The sequence below is a fragment of the Bartonella birtlesii IBS 325 genome (genome assembly GCF_000273375.1).
GTDB classification, from domain to species: Bacteria; Pseudomonadota; Alphaproteobacteria; order Rhizobiales; family Rhizobiaceae; genus Bartonella; species Bartonella birtlesii.
In genome coordinates this window covers 854,942-880,390 of sequence record NZ_CM001557.1, presented here as the reverse complement: position 1 = coordinate 880,390, position 25,449 = coordinate 854,942, and the positions used below count along the sequence as shown (strand labels likewise).

The following is a 25,449-nucleotide window of genomic DNA, read 5'->3' as shown; positions in this document are numbered from 1 at the left end:
TTCTATTAGATGTGTTATTTTTGGGGGTCAAGAGCTGTTAATTTATCTGGTTGCGCAAGCCATTGTCCAATAACTTCATTAAAAATAGACTCACCTGTTCGTCCTTTTGCAAAAGTTAATTCATTTATACGTCCATTTTTATCCGTTAACACTAAACGCATCCAATCCAATTCTCGCATCAATTGTAAATTCCTATCAAGAAACGGACGATTTCCGCTCAATGCAAGAAGAAAAAAATCATCATCAATCTTTGCTGAAACAGTTCTTGCTAAAACCTGTCCAATGGAATGTTCACTTGCTTTAAAAGTTAATGCTTTAACACTGCTTATAGCCCGGCCTGAAAATTTATCAGAAGGAATAAAAACAAGATCCAGAATATATGCAGCAGGAAAAGATACATCAGTATTACGACGTAAAATGAGCCGTAATGATAACCCTTCATCTGGAATTGTTATATCACCTTGTATAGCCGATTCTTCTGGAGCGCCCTCTACACGGGACTCCTTTACAAGCGTCCAACGTGCGCTTCCCATTGCTACTTTTTCTGCATCATAATCTGTACGCGCCTGATAAAAAATAGCTTCACCTGGCTGTTCATTTAACTGCAAATTATTGGTAATAACTTTTGAAATCCCTTCTTCATTCGAAGAATCTGCCGTGAGATCTAAACCAACATCAATTTCGCTTCCATCCTCTAACAAGCGTTTCGTTAACTTTCTCTTGACAGAAAGTGTTTTTGAAAATGCATGAGAAGCTTGAAAATTTTCTTCTAATAATTGATGATCATTTGATAGGAATATACGTCCACCAACAAAACAAATACCAATAGTTAAAACGACAAAACTAGCAACAACAGCAGTACCTATTACAATACGTCTTCGTTTCGACGACCGATTAGCACGACGTACAGCTTGAGAAAAAATATGTGAAACAATGTGTGAATTATCTTTTTGCGAAGAAGCTTCTACAAGCGAAGTTTTCAACATCTTTTCATCAAAAGAATGAGAAGCCCAATGAGCTTCCATATTGACAGGTTCTGCATTTGGTATCCTGGATACACAAGGCTTATTAAATGCCTTGTTATCCTTTAAACTTATAGACCCCTGACTTTCTTCTGAAAAAGCATTCCCTTGTGGTAATATAGAGTTTTGTATGTTCTTGTCGTTTTCTATTTCCTCTATAGGATTCCATCCAATCACTGAAGAAAATAGCTTCTTTTCAACTGCTAAATATTCTGCTTCAACAGTTGCAATAGCATTTTGCAAAATCTTTCTTTGCTCATCTGCCATTGCTTGTGGTACTGTTGCTGCAACAAACTTACGTTCTAATGTTTCGATAGCTCGTTTATAAATCCTCTTACGCACTTGTGGTGTAATATTACTTTGCGCATTAATTGCTTTTTTTAAGATTCCAACGAAATCTACCATATCCTCTATAATCTCTTTCTCAAACTGAGGAAAGAAGTCCCAGCTGTAAAGCTAAAAACGTTTTTATTTTAGCCTTCTAAATTGATTGTTATTTCTATTGATATAACTGCCATGATAGTTTAAAATGAATATAAAAAATAAACAATGCTATTTTGTACCTCTCTTTCATTCACTGTTAAATTTCTTCTTCACTCTCAAAATAATCATTAATTTGCAAAAGGGTCAGTAATAAGAATTGTATCTTCACGCTCAGGGCTCGTGGATAATAAAGCTACCTGAGTACCAATAAATTCTTCAATATAGCGTATATATTTGATAGCCTGCACTGGTAAATCTTTCCAACTCAACGCATGTGCTGTAGCTTTCTTCCAACCTTCTAATGTTTCATAAATGGGCTTCACACGAGCTTGTATTCCCATAGAAGAAGGTAAATAATCAATTTTTTTACCATCAAGCTCATAACCAATACAGATTTTAATTTCATCCAAACCATCTAAAACATCAAGTTTTGTCAGCGCTATACCTTGAATTCCACAAATCGTTACCATCTGACGTACTAAGACGGCATCAAACCAACCACATCGACGTTTTCTACCAGTTACAACACCAAATTCTTTCCCACGCATCCCAAGAAATTCACCAATATCATTTATTTGCTCTGTCGGGAATGGCCCTTCTCCAACACGTGTTGTATAAGCTTTTGCAATACCCAAAACATAATGAATTGATCCAAGCCCCATACCTGAGCCGGTACATGCCTGCCCAGCCACTGTATTGGATGATGTCACATAAGGATAAGTCCCAAAATCATTATCCAATAAAGCACCTTGAGCACCTTCAAAGAGAACGTGTTTTCCTATCTGACCGCTTTCATCTAAAAGACGCCACGTACAATCCATAAAGGGTAGAATTTCATCAGCTACTTGCATCAATTCATCATAAAGTGCTTGAGAAGCAATCTCTGTAACACCCATTCCACGACGTAAAGCATTATGATGTCGTAAAAGCCGTTCGATTTTAGCCATAAGCGTATCCGCTTCCGCCAAATCCATCACACGGATAGCACGACGCCCTACTTTATCTTCATAAGCTGGACCAATACCACGCTTTGTTGTACCAATTTTTAAACCCGATAAGCCACTCTCACGAATTGCATCAAGATCACGATGCAACGAAAGAATCAATGGAGCATTTTCAGCAATACGCAAAATTTCTGGTGTAATTTTTATACCCTGTTCACGTAATTTTTTTAATTCTACAACGAAATGATGAGGATCAACGACAACCCCATTGCCAATAATAGATAACTTTCCACGTACTAAACCAGACGGTAAAAGCGATAATTTATAACTAACCCCATCAACAACCAATGTATGTCCTGCATTATGCCCCCCCTGATATCTCACCACAATATCTGCTCGCTCAGATAACCAATCTACAATTTTACCTTTACCCTCATCACCCCATTGTGTACCAACAACTACTACATTGGCCATAATTTTCTCCGTTGTGTTTGGTCAAATAAAACCAGTATTCAAAAACAAACGCTCCTTTATAACGAAACCTTAAAGCAAGTGCGACTCTTCATTTTAGCTTTTTCCCAATCTTTAAGCGATTAAATTTTAAAACTCATGACTATAAAGGCAACAAAATACCAGGATATAAAATATATCCTTATTCTCAATTAGTTCTTTTGGCTATAAAAGTAGAAATATTTAGAGCTTTTGGTTGCTATTCTAGTCAATACCTAATAAATTATTTATACTTATTTATGATTTTTTGCAATCCACACGGTACTTGAAAACATAAGAATACGAGAAAATCATAATCTCCCGTACTCTTTTAAAAAATGCGTTATGAAAACCGTAAAAAGTCCTCTAAAGACGAGCTTTTTCAACCTGAAATGCCCATTCAAGCCATTGTGTTAAAATTTCAAGATCAGAAGCCTCAATTGTTATACCTGTCCAAATGCGCAACCCTGGAGGAGCATTTCGATACGAGCCAATATCATAAGCAGCGCCTTCTTCGTCAAGACGATTCACTATCGCTTTTATAAAAGATTTCCGCTTTTCAGTATCCAAAGCTGTAATTACTGGATCGACAATATCTAAACAAACAGATGTATTAGAACGTACTTTAGGATCTTTGGCCAAATATTCTAACCACGGTGTTTTGCAAACAAAAGCATCAAATACAGCAAAGTTTTTCTCAACACGTGCTCTTAATGCTGGTGCCCCACCCAGAGATTTTGCCCATTTCAATCCATCAAGAAAATCCTCGACACAGAGCATAGAAGGCGTATTAATTATCTTCCCTTTAAAAATATCTTCATTTAATTCTCCATTTTTAGTCATATAGAAAAGTTGAGGCATAGGCCAAATTGGAACATAACTCTCAAGACGTTCAACGGCACGAGGACTTAAAATCACCATACCATGTGCTGCCTCACCACCCAAAACTTTTTGCCATGAAAAAGTCACCACATCTAATTTTGAAAAATCAAGATATTGCCCAAAAGCTGCAGATGTAGCATCACAAATAGTTAAACCAGCGCGCTTTTCTGGAATGAAATCCGCATTGGGAATACGCACACCTGAAGTTGTTCCATTCCATGTAAAAACAACATCACGATCAAAGTCAAGTTGTGTTAAATCTGGTAGCTCACCATAAGGTGCCTCAAAGCGACGGACATCGGGAAGTTTTAATTGCTCAACAACATCTGTGCCCCATCCAAAACCAAAGCTTTCCCATGCCGCCATATCTACGCCACGTTCACCTAATAAAGACCATAGGGATGCTTCGACAGCACCAGTATCTGAACCAGGAATCATTCCTATATGATAATCAGAAGGAACTTCTAAAACCTCACGGGTTAAATCAATAACTTCAGCAAGTTTTAATTCTGCCTCTTTCGATCGGTGTGATCGTCCAACTAGCGCGTTTTTAAGAGCTTCAAAAGTCCAACCCGGTCTCTTACTACAAGGCCCTGAAGAAAAATTAGGATTATTTGGACGACAATTTGGTTTTTTAAACATTATCATTATTATTTCTCCCCTTTTAGATGGCTTGTCTTTCTTTAAAAAAATGAATTATTATTAAAGACTGAAGCCGATAGTCCCTTTAGACAAATATCAAAAATGTTTTCTCTTTATCCCGCAAGCTTAAAATACATGGAAATCTTGTAAAAAATAGCCTTTTTAATCATGTCCATAATATCGATTCTTTAAAAGATTTCCTCGCGTTATCACTACGATAAGACAGCATCTTGATAGCAATACAGTAACGTATCATAATATAGCTATCAAGTTTATTTTACGGAGAGAATCATTATAATTATCTAAAATATGCAGATAAACTAGAAAAAATTAATTATTTTTCTCTGGATGACTGGACAGAGAAAATTTAAATGTTATAACCACACACATTTCACGTGTTTTGTGAAATGTGCCCAGATAGCTCAGTTGGTAGAGCAGCGGACTGAAAATCCGCGTGTCCGTGGTTCGAATCCGCGTCTGGGCACCATACAGTTTTATATTCCTATTAAATTATTGATATTTCATATGTTTTTTTAAGTGAGGGATGCGTAGATAAAAGTAAGAGAATAGGGTTTTTAACATTTCTCTACAACAGTAGCATTTTCTTTGCGCTTCGCTAATCATCTCTAATAATGTTTTGATCATGCCTTATAATGAAATATCCAAAATGTTAGATAAATAATCAATTTCTTTTTTAAGCACTCTATATTTGGTATATTTGAGCTACTTACTTTTAGCCAAGTTTATATCAAGTGTTTTGTTGCTTGTTATCAAAATGTGTGTATACTGACATACAGCTACGAATATAATAAATTGAAAACAAATTATAATAGATAGATTGTATCTATTATAATTTTTATTTGAGTCATTTGCTTATAGAGATCTTTCTTTAAAGAGTTTATTAATGAGTTCATCTTTCTTAAGACAATTGAGATAATATAAAGAGCAAAACAAAGAATATTCAAATTAGTTATAGCTTTTTTGAATTAGATCTGTATAATACATTATGTGTTTAATAAACAGGTGGTGGGTATTAAAATTTTTCAATTAAAATCACTTGAAACTATTTTAGGGATGCTAATGCAAGAAAAAATGTGAGTTGATAAAATTGTTATTTAAACCTTTAAGATTTGTAAGTGGTCTTTATGAAAATTCTAATACTGAAATTAGAAGTATTTTTATTTTGAATGCTGGTGAGGAAATTAATTTGGTAAAAAAGATAATGTAGGAATAATGATTGACTATACCTTTTGTATAAATGATGAGTTTGCGATAATGAGCAGTATTGCTATATGTCGTAAATTTTATTTCTTGGGTTCTTGTAAAAAAATTGCAAAAAAAGACTGTAGATTAGCTATAAGATCGATGACTTAAATGCTGATGTCGTTGGTAGTCCTTATTTGGTAGCCCTTTTTTGAAACTGTCTTTTAGAGAATTATATTGAGGTATATTTAATTCAAACATGCAGTTTTTGGTATGTGATGTATCACTATCAAAATAAAGTTTATTTGTAGGATTTATGGAGTAAACTACATAAAGATCAAGTGTGAAAAATTGAAAGAATTCTGTCTAATTATGAATTAGATCACTTAGTATAATTTTTTTGCCAATGAATAAAGTGAAATAGATCTTCGTAAGTATTATTAGAAAGTTTTTTATTTTTGCTCAATCACTTCACTGTCCTGTTCTTGGAATAGACAGATGTAGGTTTTAAACTTTTAATTCGTGTCCTACTTTATATAGGAATTTTTATGGAATGAGGATATGCGAAAAATATCAAAAGAAGAATTTACATTGATTAAAAAATGGGAAGAGTTACATTTAAACGCCTACAAAAACCCTACTGGTGAATGGATAATTGGTTATGGACATACAAATGCTCACGGGGCTCCAGAGGTCCATAGGGACATGAAAATTACAGAAACGGAAGCGGAAAAAATTCTGCGTCAAGATTTAAAACAGTTTGAACATGTTGTCGAAAAAACTGTTACCGTTCCTCTAACTAATGAACAATTTGCTGCACTTGTGTCATTTTCCTATAATATTGGGACAGAAGCTTTTCGCTACTCTGCACTCTTAAAAAAACTCAATAAAGGAAATTATGAAGCTGTGCCAGTTGAGTTATTAAAATGGACAAGAGTAGGAGGAAAACGTCTTCAAGGTCTCGTTAATCGTCGAGCCGCTGAGATAGGATTATGGGCTCAAGGCTCATATATGTCTCCAAATTATCAAAAAGTAGAATCAAAAGGTGTAACGGATATTTGCAAAATAGAAGCTCTTGCGCCAATCATAGGATCTTTTTCAGGGCTTGGAGGGCTTTTCGTAGGTAATGGACCTGTTCAATGGGCATTTGCAGCCATTATGGTTTTAGCTGCTTTTACGGCTATCTTATATATTCTTAAACGCTTTCAGGAGCAGCGTCTTTGATTTAATGGAGAAAAACAATTTATTGCTCAAAAAAGCAGCTAAAGCCGCCTTTTTTATGGTTTTAATCAAGCTTTAAAATGATAATAACACGGCTTGAGATGAAGAATAATGCTAATGTATATTTTCTGATTGATTGTACAATCTAATAAAATTACCTTTTCTGTATTGATTAGATATCTGTTTAATTTAAGATACAAAGTATCGATTTATAATAATATTTATCGTTATTCATATTGAATTGAAACCCTGAATATCGTCAGATTCCCTTATTTCAAATCTATTTATCTTGAATCAAAACCTTTCGCCTACACGTTACAAATAGGATTAACGTGTAGATAAAAACTATACAAGAAAGGATTAAAAATGGCTCTTATGAACCATCTTAGTGCAAGGGCTGTCGCAACATTGGGAGTTGGTAAATATAATGATGGTGCCGGCTTGCTTCTTCATAAGCAGACAAGATATTAATATAATTTACCTAAATTTGGTAAGCAACATCCTAAAACATAATAAGTAGAAAAGTTAATGCCTCAAGAAATAATAATTGCCTAAAAAATTATGGCAATAATGTTTAGTTGTAATACGAAACGCCATTGTATTGCTAATTTATATGTTTGTTTTAAAAAGACATCTCTTAAAGCGCACCAAAGCCCATTTCATAGCATCGACCGTAAATAATATAATGACAAATCTATTGCACCACCTTTATGCTTGTGAAAAGGTAAACTGAAATTATTATACTCAGCCTCCAATGTTGCTAAGAATTTTTGTATCTGAGATGATTCACTATAGGAATTTTAATTCTTTCTTGTACAGTTTTTACCTATACGCTAATCCCGCTTATAATGTGCAAGAGAATGATTTTGGCTGATTCAACATAAAAAAAATTTGAAACAAAAAAATCTTACGGCATTAGAAGCCTTAGTTCAACATACAAAACAACGAATTACCATTATAAAACGATATGTTGCTGTGTAAAATAGAACATATTTATTATATTCTTAGTTATTTTTAATTTTTCCCATCCTGTAGAGACAATAAAAAATATCTTTGCACACCTAAAACAGTTTTTTTCAAAGAGTTAAAAACTCCATCTACAATTAATAACAGATTATTAATATCCTAAACTCAATAATGCATTCTTAAAACACTTAAAATAATTGTATTAAGAATGTTTTTACCTAACGGATTTCGTTCTTTATTAAAATGGACGTTTTTTCTGCTAATGTAGAAAGGTTTATAATCTTTTTTTCCGTAAATAATGCATCATCTTGCACGCTTGGACAAGCTCATAAAACTAACCTATATAAGCGCACAGATGTTGTAAAAAAAGTTCTCCTTATTTTTTTATGAACCATCATTTAATGCACTTAATATATATTTAGTTATAATTTATAATATTTTAATTATTACTAAAAATAACACATACATGTTCTTTTAAACTCTACCAATTGAATATGGAGAATATAGAATCAAATAAATATGACCATAAATCACCATATACACGTCTTACTTTATGAAAAACTGATACTACACCTTTCCAAAAAAAATTCTGATTACCTGGATGAGTGACTATAACAACTTTATCTAATAAAGACAAAGAATTAACCTCCTGATTTAAAAATACACTTTTTCCCAAAACATTAGAAGTAATAATAATAGATGTTTCTTTTTGAAAAAAGACATACTCTGATGCTTTGGCAATAGGTAAAGAAATTAAAATAATAGCATATATAACAAAGTAATATTTTATACTCATAAGTTTAATTTTAATCATTATGTTTTTTAAAAGCCTATATATTGATATATAACATAATATTTATTATGTGTATATATAAAAAATAAATAGACACAAAAAGAATAATAAGCTTTCGCTTTAATATAAATTCTCCCTTATAAACGCAAAAATAAATGAACAGAAGACTTAATAATGAGCATTCTTCTTTTTTACCTAGTATACACTACAATAAAGAATCTCACTTAAAACAAAAATCATCTCTGCTTTAATGTAATAAGAGGAGCAGTTCTTTTAATGGTAAGCGCTAAAAAGGATGCAATCAAAACTTTCAGAAAACCACCAACTAAAAAACCTAACGAGCCTATTAAAACAGTTAGTAAAGGGACTTGAGTTATATAAGCCACCCATGGTATTCCAAAAGCATAGACAATTCCTATACCTCCCACAGTATTTATCACAAATAATTTTATAAAATTTAACCGTTGCCAAAGCAATTCAACCATAAAACCAATAAAAAATGCAGCAATGGGAAAACTGATTAAATAACCACTGGTAACTCCTGAAAAAACACCGATCCCCCCACGACCACCAGATAATAGAGGTAATCCAGTTGCAATAAGAACAAGGAAAAGAAGTGATGCTAGAGCTCCTCTTTTTGCCCCAAGTATGGATCCTGCTAACATTGGAGCCATAGATTGAGCCGTGATAGGTACTCCCAGAAAAAAAGGAAGATAAATAGGTGGGAAAAGACTCAAAACAGCGTAAATCGCCGCAAATAAAGCAATATAGGTTAGATCTTTTGTATTCACTCAATTGTTCCTTTAGTATGAAATAATCTTTAGTTATTTTTACAATTGATCAATAGTATCAGCTCTATAAGAGCATATTTCAAAAACCTTAGAAAATTCTAAAAATGATACAATAATTTATTTAAATAATATTTCTCTTTTAGATTAACTATCATTCTTTAAGTTTGAATGGATTGCATTATACAATACAATTAAAATAAAAATTTATTTTTTCTTTGAATAAACGAGAGGGATAGATCTTTTAATCGCAAGTGCAACAAAGGAGGCAATAAACACTTTTAAACAATCACCTATCAAAAAAACTGATGAAGCCATTAAAACTTTTAGTAAAGAGACTTTAGTCATATACGCTGTCCATGGAACACCAAAGGCATAGGAAATTCCTATACCACCCATAGCATTTATCACAAATAATTTTACAAAATTTAACCGTTGCCAAAATAATTCAACCATAAAACCAATGAAAAATGCAGCAACAGGAAAACTGATTAAATAACCACTCGTAATTCCTGAAAAAACACTGATTCCGCCACGACCACCAGGTAATAGAGGTAATCCAATCACAATAAGAACAAGAAAAAGAAGTGACGCTAGAGCCCCTCTTTTTGCCCCAAGTATAGATCCTGCTAACATCGGCCCCATTGACTGGGCTGTAATAGGTACCCCAAGCAAAAAAGGAAAGTAAATAGGAGGAAAAAGGCCTAAAATAGCATAGATAGCAGCAAATAAACCAATATAGACTAAATCTTTTGTATTCATTTTGTTATTCTTTCATTATGCGATACTTCATCAACAACATCAGAATCATAAGAACGTGCTTCCAATGCTTCAGCCACTTCTGAAGCCATTCTTATGGTTCGTATAATTAAAGGTATAGCAAGAGCAACAATGTTGGTGTTAAGTCCACGTGCTTGTTGCGCTTCACGCACTTCATTAAACTTTTCGCTCAAAAGAGGAATAAACCTGATTGCCATAGAAATAACCATACTCACTTTTGATGGATTTATACCAAAACAACGGAAAGGCTGAAGCCCTGCTTCAATTGCATCCACCATATCTGAAACTTTTGTTGTAAATGAAATAAGTGATGATAAAGAAAAGAGGATAACAAGGCGTAGTATAACCTCTATCCCCGTAAGCCAACTGTTAAAAAGAGTTTGAAATACAAATAGAAAAATTAAAAGAAACCCCATCGATTTAAACTGCTTTTTTACGATGATAAAAGGGATTTGGGCACCTTTATAAAATAAGACCACGAATAATAAAAAGAATACAAGAATAAGTACCGATGAAACCATAAAAAACATAGTTGTACATACGGCAAGGAATAAAAATTTAATCCAAGAGTTAAGCCTATGAATAAATGTATCCCTTGGAATATATAAACCGATCATGACATCTTTCTTATGTACTCTTTGAGAGCAACAAAAGGTACATCATCAATTGCTATCTCCCCCTTATCAAAAACTAGTACTCTATCAAACTTTTTCAAAAACTCCAAATCATGCGATACAACAATTGCTGTTTGTGATAATTCTTCTATAACCTGCGTAACGCGACGTTTGTTTCGCAAATCAAGTAATGTCGTTGGCTCATCAAAAATAATATAGTCTGGTTTCATTGCTACTACACTGGAAATAGCAACGAGTTGTTTTTGTCCGCCGCTTAATAAATGAACTGCATGATTTCTAAAAGCTTGAAGATCATAACGCTGTAAAATCTCATCTACACGCTCCTTAATTTCATCTCTACTCAGTTTTAGATTTTTGAGACCAAAAGATAGATCTTCTTCCACTAAGGGTAAAACAATTTGATTGTCAGGATTTTGAAAAACAAATCCTACTTTACGCTTTACTGCTTTTGCATCGCGCTTTGTATCAAGTCCATCAACACTTACAAAACCATGAGACGGTAATTGCAGCCCATTGATAAGACGAACAAATGTACTTTTTCCAGAACCATTGGCACCAATAACAGCAATCCGTTTTTCAGCAAGCTGTACAGTAATATTCTTCAGCACACACAAATCATCAAAGACTTGTGTTACCTTATCAAATTTTATAATTCCCAAGGCTTATTCCAATCAAACCCTTTATATTACTCCTATGATTGTTATCGCTTGAACTTATAGCCCAAAAATAAAAATAAGCACCATAGAGGAATAATAATAACTGCCAAACTCATATCAGGCATCTGTACAGGGATATATGTTTCAAGAAAAGGTACTCTTATTCCTACCATATCCAAAAGCCAAACCATTAATCCATTTTTTCCAAAGCCGCTTAAAAACATAATACAAAACAGGAAAGCAAGAAAGCAAAGGCAAAAATAGTTAGCATAAGGATATAAAGAAAACGCATAAATAAAATTTCTTTTCCTGTTCTTATGTGCCTTTCGAAATTTCAAATGCACAATAACAATAATAGCCCAAGTAATAAGCGCCGCTGCAGTTGCAAGAGCCATAATTCGCATAAAACTATTATCAGGAATTAGAGCATTAATAACAACGATTATTGCCGTACAAAACGATGAAAAAAGAATAGCAACATAAGGAACACGAGCAGTACTTAATTTACTGAAAATATGTAGAGCATTTTCTTGTATAGCTAAGTTATAAAGCATACGACCATTAGAATAAATACCACTATTATAAACAGAAATAGCCGCCATAATAACCACAAAGTTCAAAATATGTCCCGCCGCAGGAATTCCTACAGTTTCAAAAATTGTAACAAAAGGACTACCATTTTTTCCAATTGTATCCCATGGACTAATTATCATAATAACAGTGATAGAACCAATATAAAAAATTATAATTCTCCACATAACCTGACGTATAGCTGCCGGAATTACTTTTTGTGGATTAGATGTCTCTCCAGCAGCAATACCAATAAGCTCAGTCCCTCCAAAAGAAAACATAACTACAGAAGTTGCCAAAATAATTCCTACAACTCCGTAAGGAAAAAAACCCCCGTTCTCCCAAAGATAATGAACACTCGCTTGATTTTCCCCTATTCCAGTGACAATAAGAAAAATCCCAAAAATAATCATACCAATAACAGCAGCAACTTTGATCAAAGCACAAACAAATTCAAACTCCCCATAAAGACGAACATTAAATAAATTAACTAATGTGACAAACAAAAGTACAATGAAGGATGACTTCCAATGATCAATCAAAATCCAATGATCAAGGTAAAATCCAATCACTGTAAGTTCAGTCATGCTCACAAGAATATATAAAAACCAATAATTCCAACCTGTTACGAAACCAGCCAACCTCCCCCAATATTTATAAGCAAAAAAACTAAAAGCTCCTGACGATGGCTCTTCTACAGACATTTCACCAAGCATTCGCATAATGAAATAAATAATAAGCCCCCCAAAAAGATAAGCTAAAATAACAGAAGGTCCAGCCAATTGAATTGCCTCTGTTGATCCATAAAAAAGTCCTGTCCCTATAACACCACCCAAAGCAATCATTTGAATGTGGCGATTTTGAAGATTACGCTTCAACTCATTATTCGCATCATTAAGCATGACTCTTTACTCCCCCCTCCATATTGATTTTAATTTTTATACGGAAAGCTGATAATATCTTCGGTATATTTTTTTCAACAGAAATTATAAAAGAGAACATAACCTATTGTTTGGTTATAATGCAACTCCTTGTCTTTCTTTTACATTATGCAAATGTTCTATCGAAACTACAGGAAGAAATATGCTGCACTCTTTATTTAAATTCATGGCTTTCATTTTCGTTACACTAACAATTATAACATTTGTCATTGATAGCGCACACTCTATAAGCGCATCACACTGGATGATAACCCCCTTCAACAAAATATTGGCAAATCTTCTACAAACAGATATCTATAGCCTTAAGCAGTTTATTAGTAATAATATACCAGCTTTCTTTTCCCCTTTTCTCATCACTCTCACTTGTTTACCAGTGTGGTCTATTTTGGGTGCTGTAGCAATAATACTTTGTATCTTTAGTCACGAACAACAAAAACCTTTTCATAAAACATCATATACTTAAAAAAATAGATCTAATGTTAATCTTGAAAATATTTTTCTAAAATCTATTCTACTAGACACAATCAATACACTTTAGAAAACAATATTTCTTAAGATAACTAAAAACTATTTTATTCATAAAACAGATGAAAAGTGCTTTATTTATGAGCATATACATTCGCTATGAATAACTGTAATGCTAACTCATTTTTATCCATTAAAAGTAAACCGCTATTTAATTCAGCTTTTCATTCCAACTATAAGAAATAGCCATACAGGAAGGGAAAATATGTGGACATAATAAAAATTATCTATAGTTGTTTATTTATCAGCTTTAAAAGTTTTTTGTTTTTAGCACTATAGATCGTATACAGAAAATACCTCTTAAGAATATCAGTACCCTTTATAAGATTCAATAATGAGAAAAACTATAAAGCTTATAGAAGCTCTCCTACATATAACAAAATAGATTCTTAAAAAAACATACAGTAAACAATTTTAATGTGATAAAATTTTATTAATTGCAGCTTATTTATGATATTTCAAAAATCTAAAAGAGTGACTACTGCTAAAAAACTTAAAGTTTTTTAAAATGTCTGATATTCTCATTAACAAGAAAATAGTAGTCTTAGCTCCCTTGTTATTCTAAATCTGAAAATCGCTTTGTTAAGATATCCAATTTTTTAGATATCTCATTTACACTTTTCCATTGATCGGTTACCATACAAGAAAGTTCATCAATAAATTTTTCTTGGTAAGATACCTTCATTCCTAGTTCTATCAGCCGATTTTCATCTGCCATAGCTCTTCTCTACCTGAAATAAAAAAATGCATTTAAGCTTATTAAGCTAATTTCTTTATCACTACTCTTATAAAATGATAACTAATTTTTCTACTAATTCCTTTGATATTATCTGCACATCATAAAAAGCGGCAATATCTTTCATTTCTCTACTTTCATGCTTAAATAAATTCCTTCTTTTCTAAAAAAGTAGCTGATATTTTTATTTGGCAAGGAGATGTTAACATCGCTTTCTCCCCTAAGGTACACTTTCCATACCAGCTTTTAAATTTGAATGCGTGGGTAAATTTGGACGTATTTTATAGAACAAAGGTCAAAAATACTGTTCTGTTCTTAATCTTTACTCTCCTCCTTACTCAATAATGATAACATCTTATAAATTATTGAAAAAAATGCATACTTGCTTTTATATGTACTTTTGGCTATTACCCTCAAACTAGTTTTTGTTTAATTGATATATAAGCCCATGCCGCATTAGCTCAGTTGGTAGAGCACATCATTCGTAATGATGGGGTCGCTGGTTCGAATCCGGCATGCGGCACCGTTTTGTGTTTTTAATGTATTGAAATATATAGATTTTTTCTTTAAATAGCCATTTTCAGACCACCTTTTAGACCACCTTCTACAGTTTATATAATTTTACCTAATTTGTTCTTATTTGCTCCTTATTTTTCTTTGGAGTGAAGCCTAAGATTTCTTTTTTTCTCCACCTTACTGCTCTCCCTAGCTTATATGGCTCTGGAAATATCCCTTGAAGCACCCAATTGCGAATCGTTGTTGTCGATACACTAAAAAGCTGTGCACACTCACGTGTCGTTACATATCTATCTCCATCATCAAATATCATCTCATTACCTTTCTCTTTTTTATATTAATTAAATGGGCGGAGGTGCTGGGAGGAGAGAAAGCACCCCCATAGGTTTAAGCAGCTTTTGCCAAAATCTTTTCCATCTCTTGTTCTATTTCCCCTAAAAAAATCTCGACCGCTTTATTAATCTCTTCAATGTGTTTCTCATCACGGTTGACGCGTTTGATTTTCATTCTCAAACCAGTAGATCTGCCTACAAAGTTTGGATTATAGCTAATGAAATGGCACCATTTGCGTCCCGTACATGCCATTTGGAATTGCATTTGTGCGATATATTCAGGTTTGATTTTGCCATCCATAAAGAAGCGCAAATGCGTGGTCGATTGTGGACATTTAACTTCAACTAAACCGTCATCACCAACAAATCCATCAGGACTTGCTCCTGCCATTTTTATTGTGGGGTGTTGGATAAACCCGCACCTTGTGACCTCGGCATCATAAATGAATTCATATTCTCTCAAGGCATTCTCTTCATGTTCAATGCCCCATTGCATAGCAGGTGTTGTATAAGATTGGCCTATTTCCTCTATTAAGCGTTCTGCCATGAGTTTCGTTTTGTAGTCTTCATATTTGCTTGTAGGTAATCCTTTTGCTGTCTTACTGAGTACGTTGTAAACGTTTGAAGCAGTGACTTTACCCAAGCGCGCTTGAAACCATTCTGCTGTTCGTTGTTCCATCTCACACCGCCGTTCCCTGTTCGTGTGGCGTTGCTATATCGGCATCTTGTATAGTAGAATCTGTTTCTACCTTTTGCTTGTTTTGTTTATCTTTCAAAAGATGTAACACCGTTTGTGCTTGTCCTTCAGACATATCGTCAAGCTTTTTGACGTTGACATAAGCAAGTATTTTTTCTTCTTTTGCTTGGGTTTGTACGATGAGTCTTCTGATTTCATTGATCTGTTGTGGAAAAGCTTTTTTAATAGGTGTGTTCCCATCCGTATCATCATCTTCACTCACGACATTAAGAAGCATACCTAATAGATATCTGCGTGCGTATGTGATGGCAGAACCAACCGATTGTATATTTGATTTGCATCCTTTAGTGTCATAAGGGAACTTTCCTTCTGTTGAGATTTTATTCCCAGATGGATGCGTCAAAGTCATTTCTATAATTATATTGTCTGAACTCTGTTCTTTGATACGAGAAAACAAAGCAAATCGGTGTTTTGCAAGCGTCTTCTTTACAGCATCAATGTACTGGTCAAGGGTTGCATATTGGCTGTTTGTATGGGTGTTTGTAGAGTTTTTTTGTATTTTTTGATATTCTATTTGCATATTCGAAAGATCACTGGCAAATCTTTCGTAGTTTTGTCGTTCTATTTCTTTTTCTCGTAAGGCAATGAGACGCTCGAGACGATCCATATCGACGTCATTTTCTAAGGCTCTGTTTAAAATGCGTTCCATAGCAGTTTGTTTAACCGCTAAATGATGTGTTTCTTCAACTTCTGTTAGGTTAGTGTTTTGTTCACTCATCTTGATTTCCTCCTATTTGAGCGCAATTCCCCCGTGGCGTGAATCACGCTTGTGTTTAAAAGTTGGTTGGTTGTTACAATCCTGTTTCTAGAGACTGTGTGATATTGACCACCTCCCCGTCTAAAAAGACGAGGAAATGAAATCATATTTTAAACTAAGCAGCTTTTACGACAGATCTTTCTAAGACTTGTTTTGCTTCTTTAATGAGAGCTTTATATTTTCTGTTTTCTTCATCTACTCTGAAGGCATCAAGAAGACGCACATGAATTGGACCTAAAAGATATACAACTTTTTCACCAGCGTTCATTCCCTCCCAATAGCTTGGCAAATCAAAGCGTGTATCATGGTCATAATCAACAGCTTGGTTTCTTAGTTTCTTTTCACACTCAATAAAGTAACGACGAGCTTGACGTCCTTTTTTATTACGTTCAACCATGGAAAGCTCTTTCGCCATATCTAGGGTGAGATGATATTCTACTGCTATAGCATTGTTCGCTTCCATTTTTTTGTGGAAGCGGATAAAATCTTGCCTTTCAAGAAAAGAATAAGCAATGATGCGTTTTTTTATCCAAGTAGAGAAATCTTGTTTGCTTTCCAAAAATGCATGCAAGTCACGTGCATTAACGGTTTGAACTGTTTCCTGATCAATGATTTTCTCTGTGATTTTTATAAGAGTGTTCATAATGAACTCCTATGCAGTTAGATGTTTTTCATTGACATCCAATAAAGGATGCCGGGTGCTGAAAAACACGGTGCATAGTCCGTCGTTACGCTTTCCCCATAAAGAGTATTGTATAGCGTAACTACACCCGACAAAGTCATTATATGCGTGTAACATACAATGAGTCAAAGCCTTTAATGTGCGGAAAATAAACTGTTTCGGCAATTCATCCGCTATGCATTTAAGGTGTTTTTCAAGCACCTTGTTTGAGCATATATATACTGATAGTATATTGTCAATTAAAAAATTAAAAAATTGGTGCAGATAAACTATATTGATTTTATCAGTCAGTTCGTATTTCTTTTCCATGATTATTGCTCTTAATGCATGCATTGTCTTTTAAGCTCTTGAGACAACACACCAATTCCTTTTGCTGTGATTTTTGCGCAAGGAATGACTTTTTCTATTCCACTTGCGGTTTGAAGTGTGATGGTTGGACAATCCATAAGTTTCTTTTGGATTTTGTCTTGATAAGGAAGCAAATTTCCACCTGCTGCTCGTCTGTAAACCCAACCTTTTTGCTGTAAGAATTGAATGAACTGTTTTGGTTGCATCTCGAGTATTTTAGCGGCTTCTGTAAGACCAAAGAGTCCATCGTGGCGCTGTAAGCTTTTAAGAGCCATGGCTTTTGGTGTTAAATCTTCAATGATGGTGTCTTTTTGATCTATTTGACCTTGTAGGTAATTCAAAAAACCAATCATAGCCTTTGGACTTGAATAGTCGATTTGTGGTGTTACTGCTTGCTTTTCCAATTCTTGCCAACGGTCTATAATCCTAGCACGTAATGTCATGCTGTAACCCGAAACTAAGATAAGGCATTCACGTTTAGGAAGGTTGTAACAGTTTTGGGGCTTACCCTGTTTATCTAAATAGGTGGATCCAAATTTGGATTGACCCCCTTCAGGATATAATTCTCCTAACATTTGTCGAATATCACGCATAATATGCGCATGTTGCTTACCGCATAACTCTGCAATTTCACGACTAGACATGGTTGGAACAGTTGTGTTTTGAAAATTGTTTTCAGATATTGTAATAAAGTTTCGCATCATCACCCCCTTAATTAAGAAAAACACAAGTTTTGGTATAATATTATGCCATAGTTTCTATGACGTTCTGCTTTAGCTATTTTCCTTGCTGCGTGAATTTTGAAGTAATGATTATCGGTTTTATCTGTTTCTATTTCAGATTTTGGACAAATCTTCTGTCTGTTCCATTCTTGTTTTGTAAAAACAAAATCCACGCCTTCTTTTAGATCAAACTTTTCAACACAATCGTTAAACCAAGTAGAAAAATCTTGTTTCAAATGTAAGTGCCTATGCATTACATGGGCTTTGACCATTTTGGCATAACCGATTTTGTTGTCTACCTCGTTTTCAGGTATAAGATATCCTTCACTGTCTTTATTAGTGTCATGTGTGGTCATAAGTTTACTCTAATCAATTATTGATGGGAAAAGAGGGCGCTTTTAAAAGCGCCCTTTAGAATTTTTAAAGCACATCACAAGGACGCAAACGGTGTTGTTGTTCGTAAGTCCCAAACATCTCATCATCATATTTTTCGTCTGCTAAATCAGATAAAAGGTCATGGTAAGCAACACTCTCGCGTACAAAGTCATGAACTCTACTCTCCTCATGGAGATGTTCGATATTTTCTTTTACATATGCTTCTGCAATCTCTTCAGAGATATCTTCACAACTCTTTTCAGAAGGATTTATACGAAAGATTTGGATGGCATCATCTCCCTCATCAACAATGCTTAGAATTTGACTTGCATCAAGCGGTCCAGACTCTGCAATGTTTTGATCATCATCATAAGTAACTAATAAAATTTCATTGGAATTTATAAGAATTGGCTTTTCCATAATTTCTCCTCCCTTAACGCCTCTTGGCAATTGTTTGTGCGTGGTTTGTATAATTACTTATATAACTATAATTATAAAATAGCAAGCGAAAAATTATAAAAAGTTATATTTTTTATAAAAATTATTATAATATCTTGCTAAATAAGGGGGGAGATAATTAGCGATAAGTCCGAATCATCTTGCTGTAAGAACTTATTGGCAAAATAGCAAATATCTCTCCAACCCACACAATTTTAACATTCTTAATGGGTAAGGCATTCCAAGAAAGCAGATCTATTTCACCATTCATGCCCCTGCTAATCTGCTTTATATATCTTTTATTATCATGTGTTAAAATAACGGCTTCTTTGCCAAAAAAGGATTCTATTGTTTTAATTTGGCGCCGTCTTACGATAACCATATCTCCATCTTTATAAGCTGGAAGCATAGAGTCTCCTTTAACTTCGAAAGCAACCATATCATCAGGTAAAGCAAAAGGAATTTCTACTTGTTCAAGACCATCTTCAGGGATTTGTTCAAAGCTTGGATCTATCTGTGTTCCTGCTCCAATATACCCCATAAGAGGAACAAAAGTTGTTAAGTGGTTGTCCCCTTTTAGTTCTTTATATAATTCTAAAATGGCATCTCGATTAGAGCCGCGTGGATCAGAATCTTTTAACCACTTAGACACTGAAGCTTGTGTTACGTTTAACCGTTTGGCTACATCTTCTTGCGTTAAGTTAAACTCGGTCAAAATCTTTTTTAATGTGCTTATGATATTAGATTTATTACTCATACTTCTGCTTACCTTATTTTTTTATCGTTGATAAAGATAAATTTCCTTGACTTTATATAACTATAATTATATGAATAAATAAGGCAAAGCTGTAATTGGAGCTTGTAAATGGATCAACGAGAAAATTTTAAGAATTTGGCTAAGTCAATACGGGGCAAATTTAATTGGACACAATCAGAAATGGCGAAAATGCTTGGTGTAACTCAAGCAGCTGTTTGCAAGTGGGAAAAAAGAGGATCTATCTCCGTAATAAATTATCTAAAGCTGCAAAAGTTGAAGGATAGTTCTAGCTCTAGTTCTGCTTTTATTGCTGCTCATACAGATAATGATGAACGTCAACAGCAGCATTCACACTCTTAAACAGACATAAAAATCAAAGAGATCAAATAAATAGATTACGCGCCACCATGCGCACGCATAAATACGCAACAGCCTTAAGGGGGGATTATGATCACTAATTTATATTTAATAAAAGAAGGGGATGCGCATGTCTAATGCAATGCCATGGATAAGATTCCATTTGTATGACTGGATAAGTGGCACAAATGGAATGACATCTGAACAACGGGGGGTTTATATAACCCTTCTCGTTTGCATGTATGAAAAAAAAGAACCACTTAAAACAGATTTTCAAACACTTGCACGCGTTTGTCATTGTTCGCAGAAAAAATTTGCAACTATTGTCGAATATCTCATGAGAAATAATAAACTTGTTGAGACAGATAATGGATTGTGGAATACGCGCGTTGAAGAAGAGCTAAACGATTTTGCTGATAAAAAAGAGCACATATCGCAAGTTCGTAGTGAAGCTGGTAAAAAAGGTGCAAAAGCAAAAAACAATATAAAACAACATGTTAATAATTTTGCTGAAGCAAATGACAAGCAAAACGTTTTTTTTGCTGAAGCAAATGCTAAGCAAAATCAAGCTATAAAGAACCAGAATAAGAATATATATAAAAAAACTAAAACTATCGTTTTAGCAAAAAAAGAAATTGGTTCTGAAAGTTTAGAAACAACTAATTTGGTTCAAGAGCCAACTGAGGTTGCTGCTGTTGAAACCACATCAAAGCAAATCACAACCTCACTAGACAACCAACCTCCCATTCACGAGCAAGAGAACGTTCCAGAAAAAGCAAAACGAGCGAAAGCTAATCGCGGTTGTCGATTGCCTGCGGATTTTGAACCCGATTACGATTTTGCAATCGAAGAAGGCTTGCTTCCAAAGCGCGTCAAAGTCGAAATTGCAAAGTTTCGAGATTATTGGCGTTCAAAAGCCGGAGCAAATGCAACCAAAATCGATTGGCAAGCAACATGGCGTAACTGGGTAAGAAATTCAAAAAATTACAAACAAGGAGAAAATTATGGAACACAAACCAATTTCCAAACAGGACAACAGCGCGGTCGTGCCTATAGAATTACACAACACATGTCCGATTTCAAAAATGCAGATAGTCCGTACAAATTTCTCTTCGAGGATGATGCAAAACCCTCCATTCCATTGGTTACCGAGCAAAAAACCATCACCTGCAGAAGCGGAGAGAATTATCTCGTTGGGTCATGAAGCTTTGCAAATGCTTGATGAAAAAGCTTCTGAGGAAGAAATAAAAGCTATGTTTCTCATGCTTTCTGGTGGACTTAAAAGCCAACCTGGAGAAGACGAAAAAGCTACAGCGGTTGCTTATCTCTTTTCTCTCAATGGGTTAAGCCGTTGGGCAATCAAAACCGCAACAAGGGATGTGATGAAGGGTAAAGCAGAAGGCTTGTCGACAACATTCATGCCCGCTTCTGCTGACCTTCTTCTTTACTGTGAAAAGCTTGAAGATAATATTCGAACTACAGTTGACAGGATATTCAAGTCACTTGATAGACCAGAGATGAAACCGAAGGCAGAGCCTGTCTCTGCTGAAAAATGGGATAAGCTGATGCAAATGCTTTAAAAACCGAAGATTGGTTTAAATACTTTCGGAAATCAAGCTGTTTCATCAGCTTGAGTAATTTTAAAAACACTTTTTATTTAATAAAAATGAGAGAGAAATGATACAAAACTTTGATGAAATATTAGAACTTAAAAATTTTTTGACTCAAATTTCAAAACGTATCAAGCAAGGTGATACACAGATCACTAAGGAAGAGGAAAAAAAAGCAATTAAAGCTTGTCAAAAGTTAAAAGAAACGATTGCTGTAAAATCTTCTTCTAATAATGTTTCTAAGGCTTTTGTTCTACTCAAAGGTGGTTTAATAATGCGACAAATGGCCAATGTAGATGCTTGTGCTCGCGCTTATGCTGTAGCACTTCAAGGTATTTCACAATGGGCTCTATACAAAGCTGTTGAACAAATTGTACGTGGTGAAGCCAAAGGTATGTCAACAACGTTCGTGCCAACATCTGCTGATCTTGCGGCGTATTGTCGAGATTTGGAAAAAGATCTTTGTTCAGATGTTGATTTTGTATTAACAGCTCTTAACACATAGCAAAATAGTGAAAAATGCTAATCATTTTACGATTAGATACGTATTTAAATCGATAAAATGGCACCGTAGAGAGAGATTTAAAGATTTTACGTGAAATCATATCTGCAATATAAAACAGCTCTGTACGGTCAAATTTGAGTCAAATAAACCAGTTGGTAAAATTATGGACTAAAAGCATGAGAATATTAAAAGATCTATTCTTAAAAAACCATAAACAGCCAATGCAAAAAAAGTTTGTTGCAACAGCTGTTGGTTATGTCCCTTGGGGAGACGGAGCGGCCGAGTATTTTTACAACCTCTACGAATATCCTGATGGCACAAGAGAGTGTGAAAAGTTTGATGGTGGTCAGTATTACAAAACACCAAAAGGAGCAGATTTCAGCACCAAAGCGCAAGTAAAAGCGTGGGTTTATGGTGGTAATGTTCCGAAAAGCGTTCTGAATTACGAACCTCTTATAGATGAGATCAACAAAGGGATCAAAAAATTATCGGAAGCTTCTGAAAAAACAATGATTAGATGCTAACTCATATCAGGAACAACTTGACAAATTTTTAAAAGCCATTAGGTTACGAGGCAGGCTTAAAACACCTCGCAACTAATCGGTTCAACAGTATCCCGAAAGATCTGTTGCCCATCATAAGAAATTTTGTCCAGGGTCTTCGTGTGTATGTCCAAGGGTAACCTAAAGATACGAAGGGCTGTATTAGTTCGGTTGTTTTAGCCCTGGATACTTAAACTTTTAAAACAAAGGACTAATAAGATGAACACTCTAATTAAAATATCAGAACAAGCTGTTGGACAAGAAATTATTCAAACCGTTAATGCGCGTGAATTACATGTGTTTTTGGAAGTAAAACGAGACTTTTCCAATTGGATTAAAGACCGTATTAACAAATACAGCTTTCTCAAAAATCAGGATTATATAGTTTTCGCCAATTTTGGCGAAAACCTCCAAGGCGGTCGTCCAAGTACAGAATATCACATCACTTTAGACATGGCGAAAGAGCTCTCAATGGTGGAACGCAATGAGAAAGGACGACGGGCACGCCGTTACTTTATTGAGTGCGAGAAGAAACTGAGAACCCAAGCTGTTGATTATGACCGTGATACACGTTTTGATTTGCCAAGCTATTGGGAAGGTATGAACGCTGGCGAAAAAGTTTTATATCTTTTAGGTCCTATTCATATGCGTCTTCTTGATGCCTTCAGAGTAGATGAAGAGAACAGAAAATACAAAGCTCTCATTAAAGAAGCAAAACAGGTTCTAGCAAGATCTGTTGTGAAAGCTGCTTAGTTTAAAGTATGATCTCATCTTCTCCACTTTCAGAGTGGAGAGGATGTTTCACGCCGCGTTTTTGATTGTAATAACGACTTGCTTGCCAAGAACGCTCAGTGCTTGCTCTAATGTTTGAAGCTTAGTTGGATAATTTGGATCAAGAATGCGTCTTGCTTCTGTTTCTTTTTTACCCAAACGATGTGCCAATTCTGTTTTTGTGATATTCGCTTCATTAAAGGCTTCTACCACTGCAAGTTTAAGAGCATTCCAAGCATCTACCGTAACCTCTACAAGGTCTTTATACTGTTGTCGCATTGGTAAAGGCAAACCACGCATAGGATAGCTCCGTAATGCTAACCCTAAAGCTTCAACAGCATTCTCTAATGCCTCTGCTCTATTTTCTCCAGCTGTTATTGCTTCTGGTACATCTGGAAAGGTTACAATAAAACCACCATCTGGATCAGATTCCAGTTTTGCTTGATACGTGTACTCCATGTTTAGGTCTCCTCGCCATAATCGAAATGCTTTTGAAACGAAAAATTTAAGCCATTGAGAGAATAACTCATACCGTGCCATTTGTGTGACATCGTTTTTTGATGAATAATTTGTCAAATAATATTATAATGTAATACATTAAAAAACTGTTATTAATTTACTGAAATAATTGCATAAATAAGAAATTTATGCTAAGATTTTGTATGTATAAATTGCAAATCTAATGGAGCTACAAATATGCTAAATAAAGTGACGTTAATCGGGCGCCTTGGTGCTAATCCCGAAAGCAAAACAATGCCATCTGGTGGTGAGGTAGTCAACTTTCGTATGGCAACTTCTGAAAGCTACACAGATAAAAAGACTAATCAAAAAGTAGAGAAAACAGAATGGCATTCCATTGTGGTTTTTAATCCACATTTGGCAAAAATTGCTCTTCAATACCTAAGTAAAGGTTCAAAGGTTTATGTAGAGGGCAAATTACAGACACGTAAATGGAAAGATAAAAACGGTGGTGAACATCTTGCAACAGAGATTGTCTTACCACAATTCAAAGGCGAATTATATTTGCTTGATGCTAAGAAAGAGCAATCTGCACCCCCTACCCCTTCACCCATTACTTCTCAAAGTTATGCTATCGCTTCAGGGGCTGCTGATCATAGCATATCTCTTAATGATCGCATACCATTCTGATTGATAAAATATGACAAAAAGAAAAAACGTGCAAAACGTGGTCGTCCACGGATTAATGGATGTATCAGAGAACCAAATGGACGCATCTCACGAGCAAAAACACCGCATGAACCCATGGATAAATTGGCAATTGAAATGCGCGCTAAGCGCTTTGGTCTAACCATAGAAGAGGCTAAAAATCCGCTTTCCGGTACCTATATCGGGCGACTTTATTTGCAAGGCGAACTCAATCGAGACCAATACGATGCTGCACAAAAATATCTTGAAGTGAGAAACAATTATCTATGTGCAAAAGCCTTGCCTAGTGCTATTTATGATGAAATGCCTAAAACTTCTGATAACGGAGCAAGAGAGAAATGGGTACAGATAGCAACAGAACATCTTGTAGCTGTAAAAGGTGTTGTTCAAGAAGCGCAGTGTTTACACCGTCAATATAACCTTCATGCCGCATTACAGTATCTTGTTATAGAAGACCAATCACTACCACATCTTGTGCTTTCATTGCGTATTGCTCTTAATGTGCTTTATAAGCATTTTACGCAAAACCGGTAGTTT

The 25,449-nt window shown here is 34.7% G+C and carries 28 protein-coding genes, 2 tRNA genes and 1 pseudogene; 13 read left to right on the top strand and 18 right to left on the bottom strand.

What is annotated here, in order from left to right; genetic code table 11:
* Nucleotides 1-14: 14 nt before the first annotated feature.
* The 3 genes from QWU_RS04400 to QWU_RS04390 all read right to left on the bottom strand — a co-directional run bounded on the left by QWU_RS04400 (nt 15) and on the right by QWU_RS04390 (nt 4,468).
* Nucleotides 15-1,427 carry a hypothetical protein gene (locus tag QWU_RS04400; RefSeq protein ID WP_017196290.1) on the bottom strand — a complete coding sequence of 471 codons (1,413 nt, stop codon included), beginning with the start codon at nt 1,425-1,427 and terminating at the stop codon, nt 15-17.
* Between the two features lie 206 nt (nt 1,428-1,633).
* The gene (locus tag QWU_RS04395; RefSeq protein ID WP_006589148.1) at nt 1,634-2,923 is read right to left on the bottom strand and encodes an adenylosuccinate synthase; all 1,290 of its coding nucleotides are present in this window, start codon (nt 2,921-2,923) and stop codon (nt 1,634-1,636) included.
* 381 nt (nt 2,924-3,304) lie between these two features.
* Nucleotides 3,305-4,468, bottom strand: a complete 1,164-nt coding sequence (locus tag QWU_RS04390) for a phosphoserine transaminase (RefSeq protein WP_026017297.1) — start codon at nt 4,466-4,468, stop codon at nt 3,305-3,307.
* A gap of 405 nt (nt 4,469-4,873) precedes the next feature.
* Between QWU_RS04390 and QWU_RS04385 the strand changes: the two genes are divergently transcribed.
* The 3 genes and pseudogenes from QWU_RS04385 to QWU_RS10560 form a co-directional block, all read left to right on the top strand.
* A tRNA-Phe gene (locus tag QWU_RS04385) sits at nt 4,874-4,949 on the top strand.
* A 1,277-nt stretch (nt 4,950-6,226) separates the two neighbouring features.
* Complete coding sequence (locus QWU_RS04380) at nt 6,227-6,889, top strand: lysozyme (RefSeq protein WP_006589146.1); 663 nt, start codon at nt 6,227-6,229, stop codon at nt 6,887-6,889.
* 363 nt (nt 6,890-7,252) lie between these two features.
* Nucleotides 7,253-7,345: pseudogene (locus tag QWU_RS10560) on the top strand (DUF4102 domain-containing protein); the annotation flags it as partial.
* A 1,536-nt stretch (nt 7,346-8,881) separates the two neighbouring features.
* On the opposite strand, the gene QWU_RS04365 reads toward QWU_RS10560, so the two are convergent.
* The 5 genes from QWU_RS04365 to QWU_RS04345 all read right to left on the bottom strand — a co-directional run bounded on the left by QWU_RS04365 (nt 8,882) and on the right by QWU_RS04345 (nt 12,976).
* On the bottom strand, nt 8,882-9,436 hold the full coding sequence (locus QWU_RS04365) for a biotin transporter BioY (RefSeq protein WP_006589143.1): 555 nt from the start codon (nt 9,434-9,436) through the stop codon (nt 8,882-8,884).
* A gap of 204 nt (nt 9,437-9,640) precedes the next feature.
* Nucleotides 9,641-10,195 carry a biotin transporter BioY gene (locus tag QWU_RS04360; RefSeq protein ID WP_006589142.1) on the bottom strand — a complete coding sequence of 185 codons (555 nt, stop codon included), beginning with the start codon at nt 10,193-10,195 and terminating at the stop codon, nt 9,641-9,643.
* Nucleotides 10,192-10,830 (bottom strand): energy-coupling factor transporter transmembrane component T family protein, encoded by a 639-nt coding sequence (locus QWU_RS04355; protein WP_006589141.1) that lies wholly within the window; start codon nt 10,828-10,830, stop codon nt 10,192-10,194. Before QWU_RS04355 ends, QWU_RS04360 begins: the two co-directional genes overlap by 4 nt.
* The gene (locus tag QWU_RS04350; RefSeq protein ID WP_006589140.1) at nt 10,827-11,507 is read right to left on the bottom strand and encodes an energy-coupling factor ABC transporter ATP-binding protein; all 681 of its coding nucleotides are present in this window, start codon (nt 11,505-11,507) and stop codon (nt 10,827-10,829) included. The genes QWU_RS04355 and QWU_RS04350 overlap by 4 nt, the downstream gene beginning before the upstream one ends.
* Nucleotides 11,508-11,548: 41 nt before the next feature.
* The gene (locus tag QWU_RS04345; RefSeq protein WP_006589139.1) at nt 11,549-12,976 is read right to left on the bottom strand and encodes an amino acid permease; all 1,428 of its coding nucleotides are present in this window, start codon (nt 12,974-12,976) and stop codon (nt 11,549-11,551) included.
* A 181-nt stretch (nt 12,977-13,157) separates the two neighbouring features.
* On the opposite strand from QWU_RS04345, the gene QWU_RS10555 reads away from it, so the two are divergent.
* Entirely contained in the window at nt 13,158-13,478 is a 321-nt protein-coding gene (locus QWU_RS10555) for a hypothetical protein (protein WP_006589138.1), read from the top strand.
* A gap of 618 nt (nt 13,479-14,096) precedes the next feature.
* On the opposite strand, the gene QWU_RS04330 is transcribed toward QWU_RS10555, so the two are convergent.
* Nucleotides 14,097-14,258: a SlyX family protein gene (locus QWU_RS04330; RefSeq protein ID WP_006589137.1), complete on the bottom strand. Its 162-nt coding sequence runs from the start codon at nt 14,256-14,258 to the stop codon at nt 14,097-14,099.
* A 468-nt stretch (nt 14,259-14,726) separates the two neighbouring features.
* On the opposite strand from QWU_RS04330, the gene QWU_RS04325 reads away from it, so the two are divergent.
* Nucleotides 14,727-14,799, top strand: a tRNA-Thr gene (locus QWU_RS04325).
* 102 nt (nt 14,800-14,901) lie between these two features.
* Here the strand turns inward: QWU_RS04325 and QWU_RS04320 are convergent.
* The 8 genes from QWU_RS04320 to QWU_RS04280 all read right to left on the bottom strand — a co-directional run bounded on the left by QWU_RS04320 (nt 14,902) and on the right by QWU_RS04280 (nt 19,960).
* Complete coding sequence (locus tag QWU_RS04320) at nt 14,902-15,105, bottom strand: helix-turn-helix transcriptional regulator (RefSeq protein ID WP_006589136.1); 204 nt, start codon at nt 15,103-15,105, stop codon at nt 14,902-14,904.
* Nucleotides 15,106-15,179: 74 nt separating this feature from the next.
* Complete coding sequence (locus tag QWU_RS04315) at nt 15,180-15,803, bottom strand: lambda exonuclease family protein (protein WP_006589135.1); 624 nt, start codon at nt 15,801-15,803, stop codon at nt 15,180-15,182.
* 1 nt (nt 15,804) lies between these two features.
* Nucleotides 15,805-16,599 (bottom strand): ERF family protein, encoded by a 795-nt coding sequence (locus QWU_RS04310; RefSeq protein ID WP_017196285.1) that lies wholly within the window; start codon nt 16,597-16,599, stop codon nt 15,805-15,807.
* A 154-nt stretch (nt 16,600-16,753) separates the two neighbouring features.
* A complete protein-coding gene (locus QWU_RS04305; protein ID WP_017196284.1) occupies nt 16,754-17,281 on the bottom strand; it encodes an antA/AntB antirepressor family protein in 528 nt (175 codons plus the stop codon).
* A 359-nt stretch (nt 17,282-17,640) separates the two neighbouring features.
* Nucleotides 17,641-18,369, bottom strand: coding sequence for a Rha family transcriptional regulator (locus QWU_RS04295; RefSeq protein WP_017196283.1), 729 nt, complete (start codon nt 18,367-18,369; stop codon nt 17,641-17,643).
* Between the two features lie 14 nt (nt 18,370-18,383).
* Nucleotides 18,384-18,746, bottom strand: a complete 363-nt coding sequence (locus tag QWU_RS04290; protein ID WP_017196282.1) for an antA/AntB antirepressor family protein — start codon at nt 18,744-18,746, stop codon at nt 18,384-18,386.
* Between the two features lie 64 nt (nt 18,747-18,810).
* The gene (locus QWU_RS04285) at nt 18,811-19,185 is read right to left on the bottom strand and encodes a hypothetical protein (protein WP_017196281.1); all 375 of its coding nucleotides are present in this window, start codon (nt 19,183-19,185) and stop codon (nt 18,811-18,813) included.
* 157 nt (nt 19,186-19,342) lie between these two features.
* Entirely contained in the window at nt 19,343-19,960 is a 618-nt protein-coding gene (locus QWU_RS04280; RefSeq protein ID WP_004865405.1) for a LexA family transcriptional regulator, read from the bottom strand.
* Between the two features lie 108 nt (nt 19,961-20,068).
* Here QWU_RS04280 and QWU_RS04275 point away from each other — a divergent pair, with 108 nt between their 5' ends.
* The 6 genes from QWU_RS04275 (at nt 20,069) to QWU_RS04250 (ending at nt 23,727) form a co-directional block, all read left to right on the top strand.
* Complete coding sequence (locus QWU_RS04275; RefSeq protein WP_017196280.1) at nt 20,069-20,320, top strand: helix-turn-helix transcriptional regulator; 252 nt, start codon at nt 20,069-20,071, stop codon at nt 20,318-20,320.
* Nucleotides 20,321-20,447: 127 nt separating this feature from the next.
* Nucleotides 20,448-21,521, top strand: a complete 1,074-nt coding sequence (locus QWU_RS04270; protein ID WP_017196279.1) for a YdaU family protein — start codon at nt 20,448-20,450, stop codon at nt 21,519-21,521.
* A complete protein-coding gene (locus QWU_RS04265; RefSeq protein WP_006589123.1) occupies nt 21,511-21,897 on the top strand; it encodes a hypothetical protein in 387 nt (128 codons plus the stop codon). The genes QWU_RS04270 and QWU_RS04265 overlap by 11 nt, the downstream gene beginning before the upstream one ends.
* 97 nt (nt 21,898-21,994) lie before the next feature.
* Nucleotides 21,995-22,432, top strand: a complete 438-nt coding sequence (locus QWU_RS04260) for a hypothetical protein (RefSeq protein ID WP_006589122.1) — start codon at nt 21,995-21,997, stop codon at nt 22,430-22,432.
* 176 nt (nt 22,433-22,608) lie between these two features.
* On the top strand, nt 22,609-22,956 hold the full coding sequence (locus QWU_RS04255) for a hypothetical protein (protein ID WP_006589121.1): 348 nt from the start codon (nt 22,609-22,611) through the stop codon (nt 22,954-22,956).
* Nucleotides 22,957-23,193: 237 nt separating this feature from the next.
* Nucleotides 23,194-23,727 (top strand): phage antirepressor Ant, encoded by a 534-nt coding sequence (locus QWU_RS04250; RefSeq protein ID WP_006589120.1) that lies wholly within the window; start codon nt 23,194-23,196, stop codon nt 23,725-23,727.
* 48 nt (nt 23,728-23,775) lie between these two features.
* Here the strand turns inward: QWU_RS04250 and QWU_RS04245 are convergent, their stop codons facing one another.
* Complete coding sequence (locus QWU_RS04245) at nt 23,776-24,204, bottom strand: type II toxin-antitoxin system HicB family antitoxin (protein WP_006589119.1); 429 nt, start codon at nt 24,202-24,204, stop codon at nt 23,776-23,778.
* A 237-nt stretch (nt 24,205-24,441) separates the two neighbouring features.
* Here QWU_RS04245 and ssb point away from each other — a divergent pair, with 237 nt between their 5' ends.
* A complete protein-coding gene (gene ssb, locus QWU_RS04240) occupies nt 24,442-24,894 on the top strand; it encodes a single-stranded DNA-binding protein (protein ID WP_017196278.1) in 453 nt (150 codons plus the stop codon).
* Nucleotides 24,895-25,446, top strand: a complete 552-nt coding sequence (locus QWU_RS04235; protein ID WP_017196277.1) for a hypothetical protein — start codon at nt 24,895-24,897, stop codon at nt 25,444-25,446.
* Nucleotides 25,447-25,449 lie beyond the last annotated feature (3 nt).

Coding starts and splice junctions, on each gene's coding strand:
- QWU_RS04285 (WP_017196281.1), bottom strand. CDS start 19,185: ATGGAAAAGCCAATTCTTATAAATTCCAATGAAATTTTATTAGTTACT.
- QWU_RS04270 (WP_017196279.1), top strand. CDS start 20,448: ATGTCTAATGCAATGCCATGGATAAGATTCCATTTGTATGACTGGATA.
- QWU_RS04315 (WP_006589135.1), bottom strand. CDS start 15,803: ATGGAACAACGAACAGCAGAATGGTTTCAAGCGCGCTTGGGTAAAGTC.
- QWU_RS04280 (WP_004865405.1), bottom strand. CDS start 19,960: ATGAGTAATAAATCTAATATCATAAGCACATTAAAAAAGATTTTGACC.
- QWU_RS04380 (WP_006589146.1), top strand. CDS start 6,227: ATGCGAAAAATATCAAAAGAAGAATTTACATTGATTAAAAAATGGGAA.
- QWU_RS04275 (WP_017196280.1), top strand. CDS start 20,069: ATGGATCAACGAGAAAATTTTAAGAATTTGGCTAAGTCAATACGGGGC.
- QWU_RS04345 (WP_006589139.1), bottom strand. CDS start 12,976: ATGCTTAATGATGCGAATAATGAGTTGAAGCGTAATCTTCAAAATCGC.
- QWU_RS04355 (WP_006589141.1), bottom strand. CDS start 10,830: ATGATCGGTTTATATATTCCAAGGGATACATTTATTCATAGGCTTAAC.
- QWU_RS04395 (WP_006589148.1), bottom strand. CDS start 2,923: ATGGCCAATGTAGTAGTTGTTGGTACACAATGGGGTGATGAGGGTAAA.
- QWU_RS04290 (WP_017196282.1), bottom strand. CDS start 18,746: ATGACCACACATGACACTAATAAAGACAGTGAAGGATATCTTATACCT.
- QWU_RS04245 (WP_006589119.1), bottom strand. CDS start 24,204: ATGGAGTACACGTATCAAGCAAAACTGGAATCTGATCCAGATGGTGGT.
- QWU_RS04255 (WP_006589121.1), top strand. CDS start 22,609: ATGAGAATATTAAAAGATCTATTCTTAAAAAACCATAAACAGCCAATG.
- QWU_RS04390 (WP_026017297.1), bottom strand. CDS start 4,468: ATGATAATGTTTAAAAAACCAAATTGTCGTCCAAATAATCCTAATTTT.
- QWU_RS04260 (WP_006589122.1), top strand. CDS start 21,995: ATGATACAAAACTTTGATGAAATATTAGAACTTAAAAATTTTTTGACT.
- QWU_RS04295 (WP_017196283.1), bottom strand. CDS start 18,369: ATGCGAAACTTTATTACAATATCTGAAAACAATTTTCAAAACACAACT.
- QWU_RS04250 (WP_006589120.1), top strand. CDS start 23,194: ATGAACACTCTAATTAAAATATCAGAACAAGCTGTTGGACAAGAAATT.
- QWU_RS04305 (WP_017196284.1), bottom strand. CDS start 17,281: ATGAACACTCTTATAAAAATCACAGAGAAAATCATTGATCAGGAAACA.
- QWU_RS04360 (WP_006589142.1), bottom strand. CDS start 10,195: ATGAATACAAAAGATTTAGTCTATATTGGTTTATTTGCTGCTATCTAT.
- QWU_RS04400 (WP_017196290.1), bottom strand. CDS start 1,427: ATGGTAGATTTCGTTGGAATCTTAAAAAAAGCAATTAATGCGCAAAGT.
- QWU_RS10555 (WP_006589138.1), top strand. CDS start 13,158: ATGCTGCACTCTTTATTTAAATTCATGGCTTTCATTTTCGTTACACTA.
- QWU_RS04310 (WP_017196285.1), bottom strand. CDS start 16,599: ATGAGTGAACAAAACACTAACCTAACAGAAGTTGAAGAAACACATCAT.
- QWU_RS04320 (WP_006589136.1), bottom strand. CDS start 15,105: ATGATATTTGATGATGGAGATAGATATGTAACGACACGTGAGTGTGCA.
- ssb (WP_017196278.1), top strand. CDS start 24,442: ATGCTAAATAAAGTGACGTTAATCGGGCGCCTTGGTGCTAATCCCGAA.
- QWU_RS04330 (WP_006589137.1), bottom strand. CDS start 14,258: ATGGCAGATGAAAATCGGCTGATAGAACTAGGAATGAAGGTATCTTAC.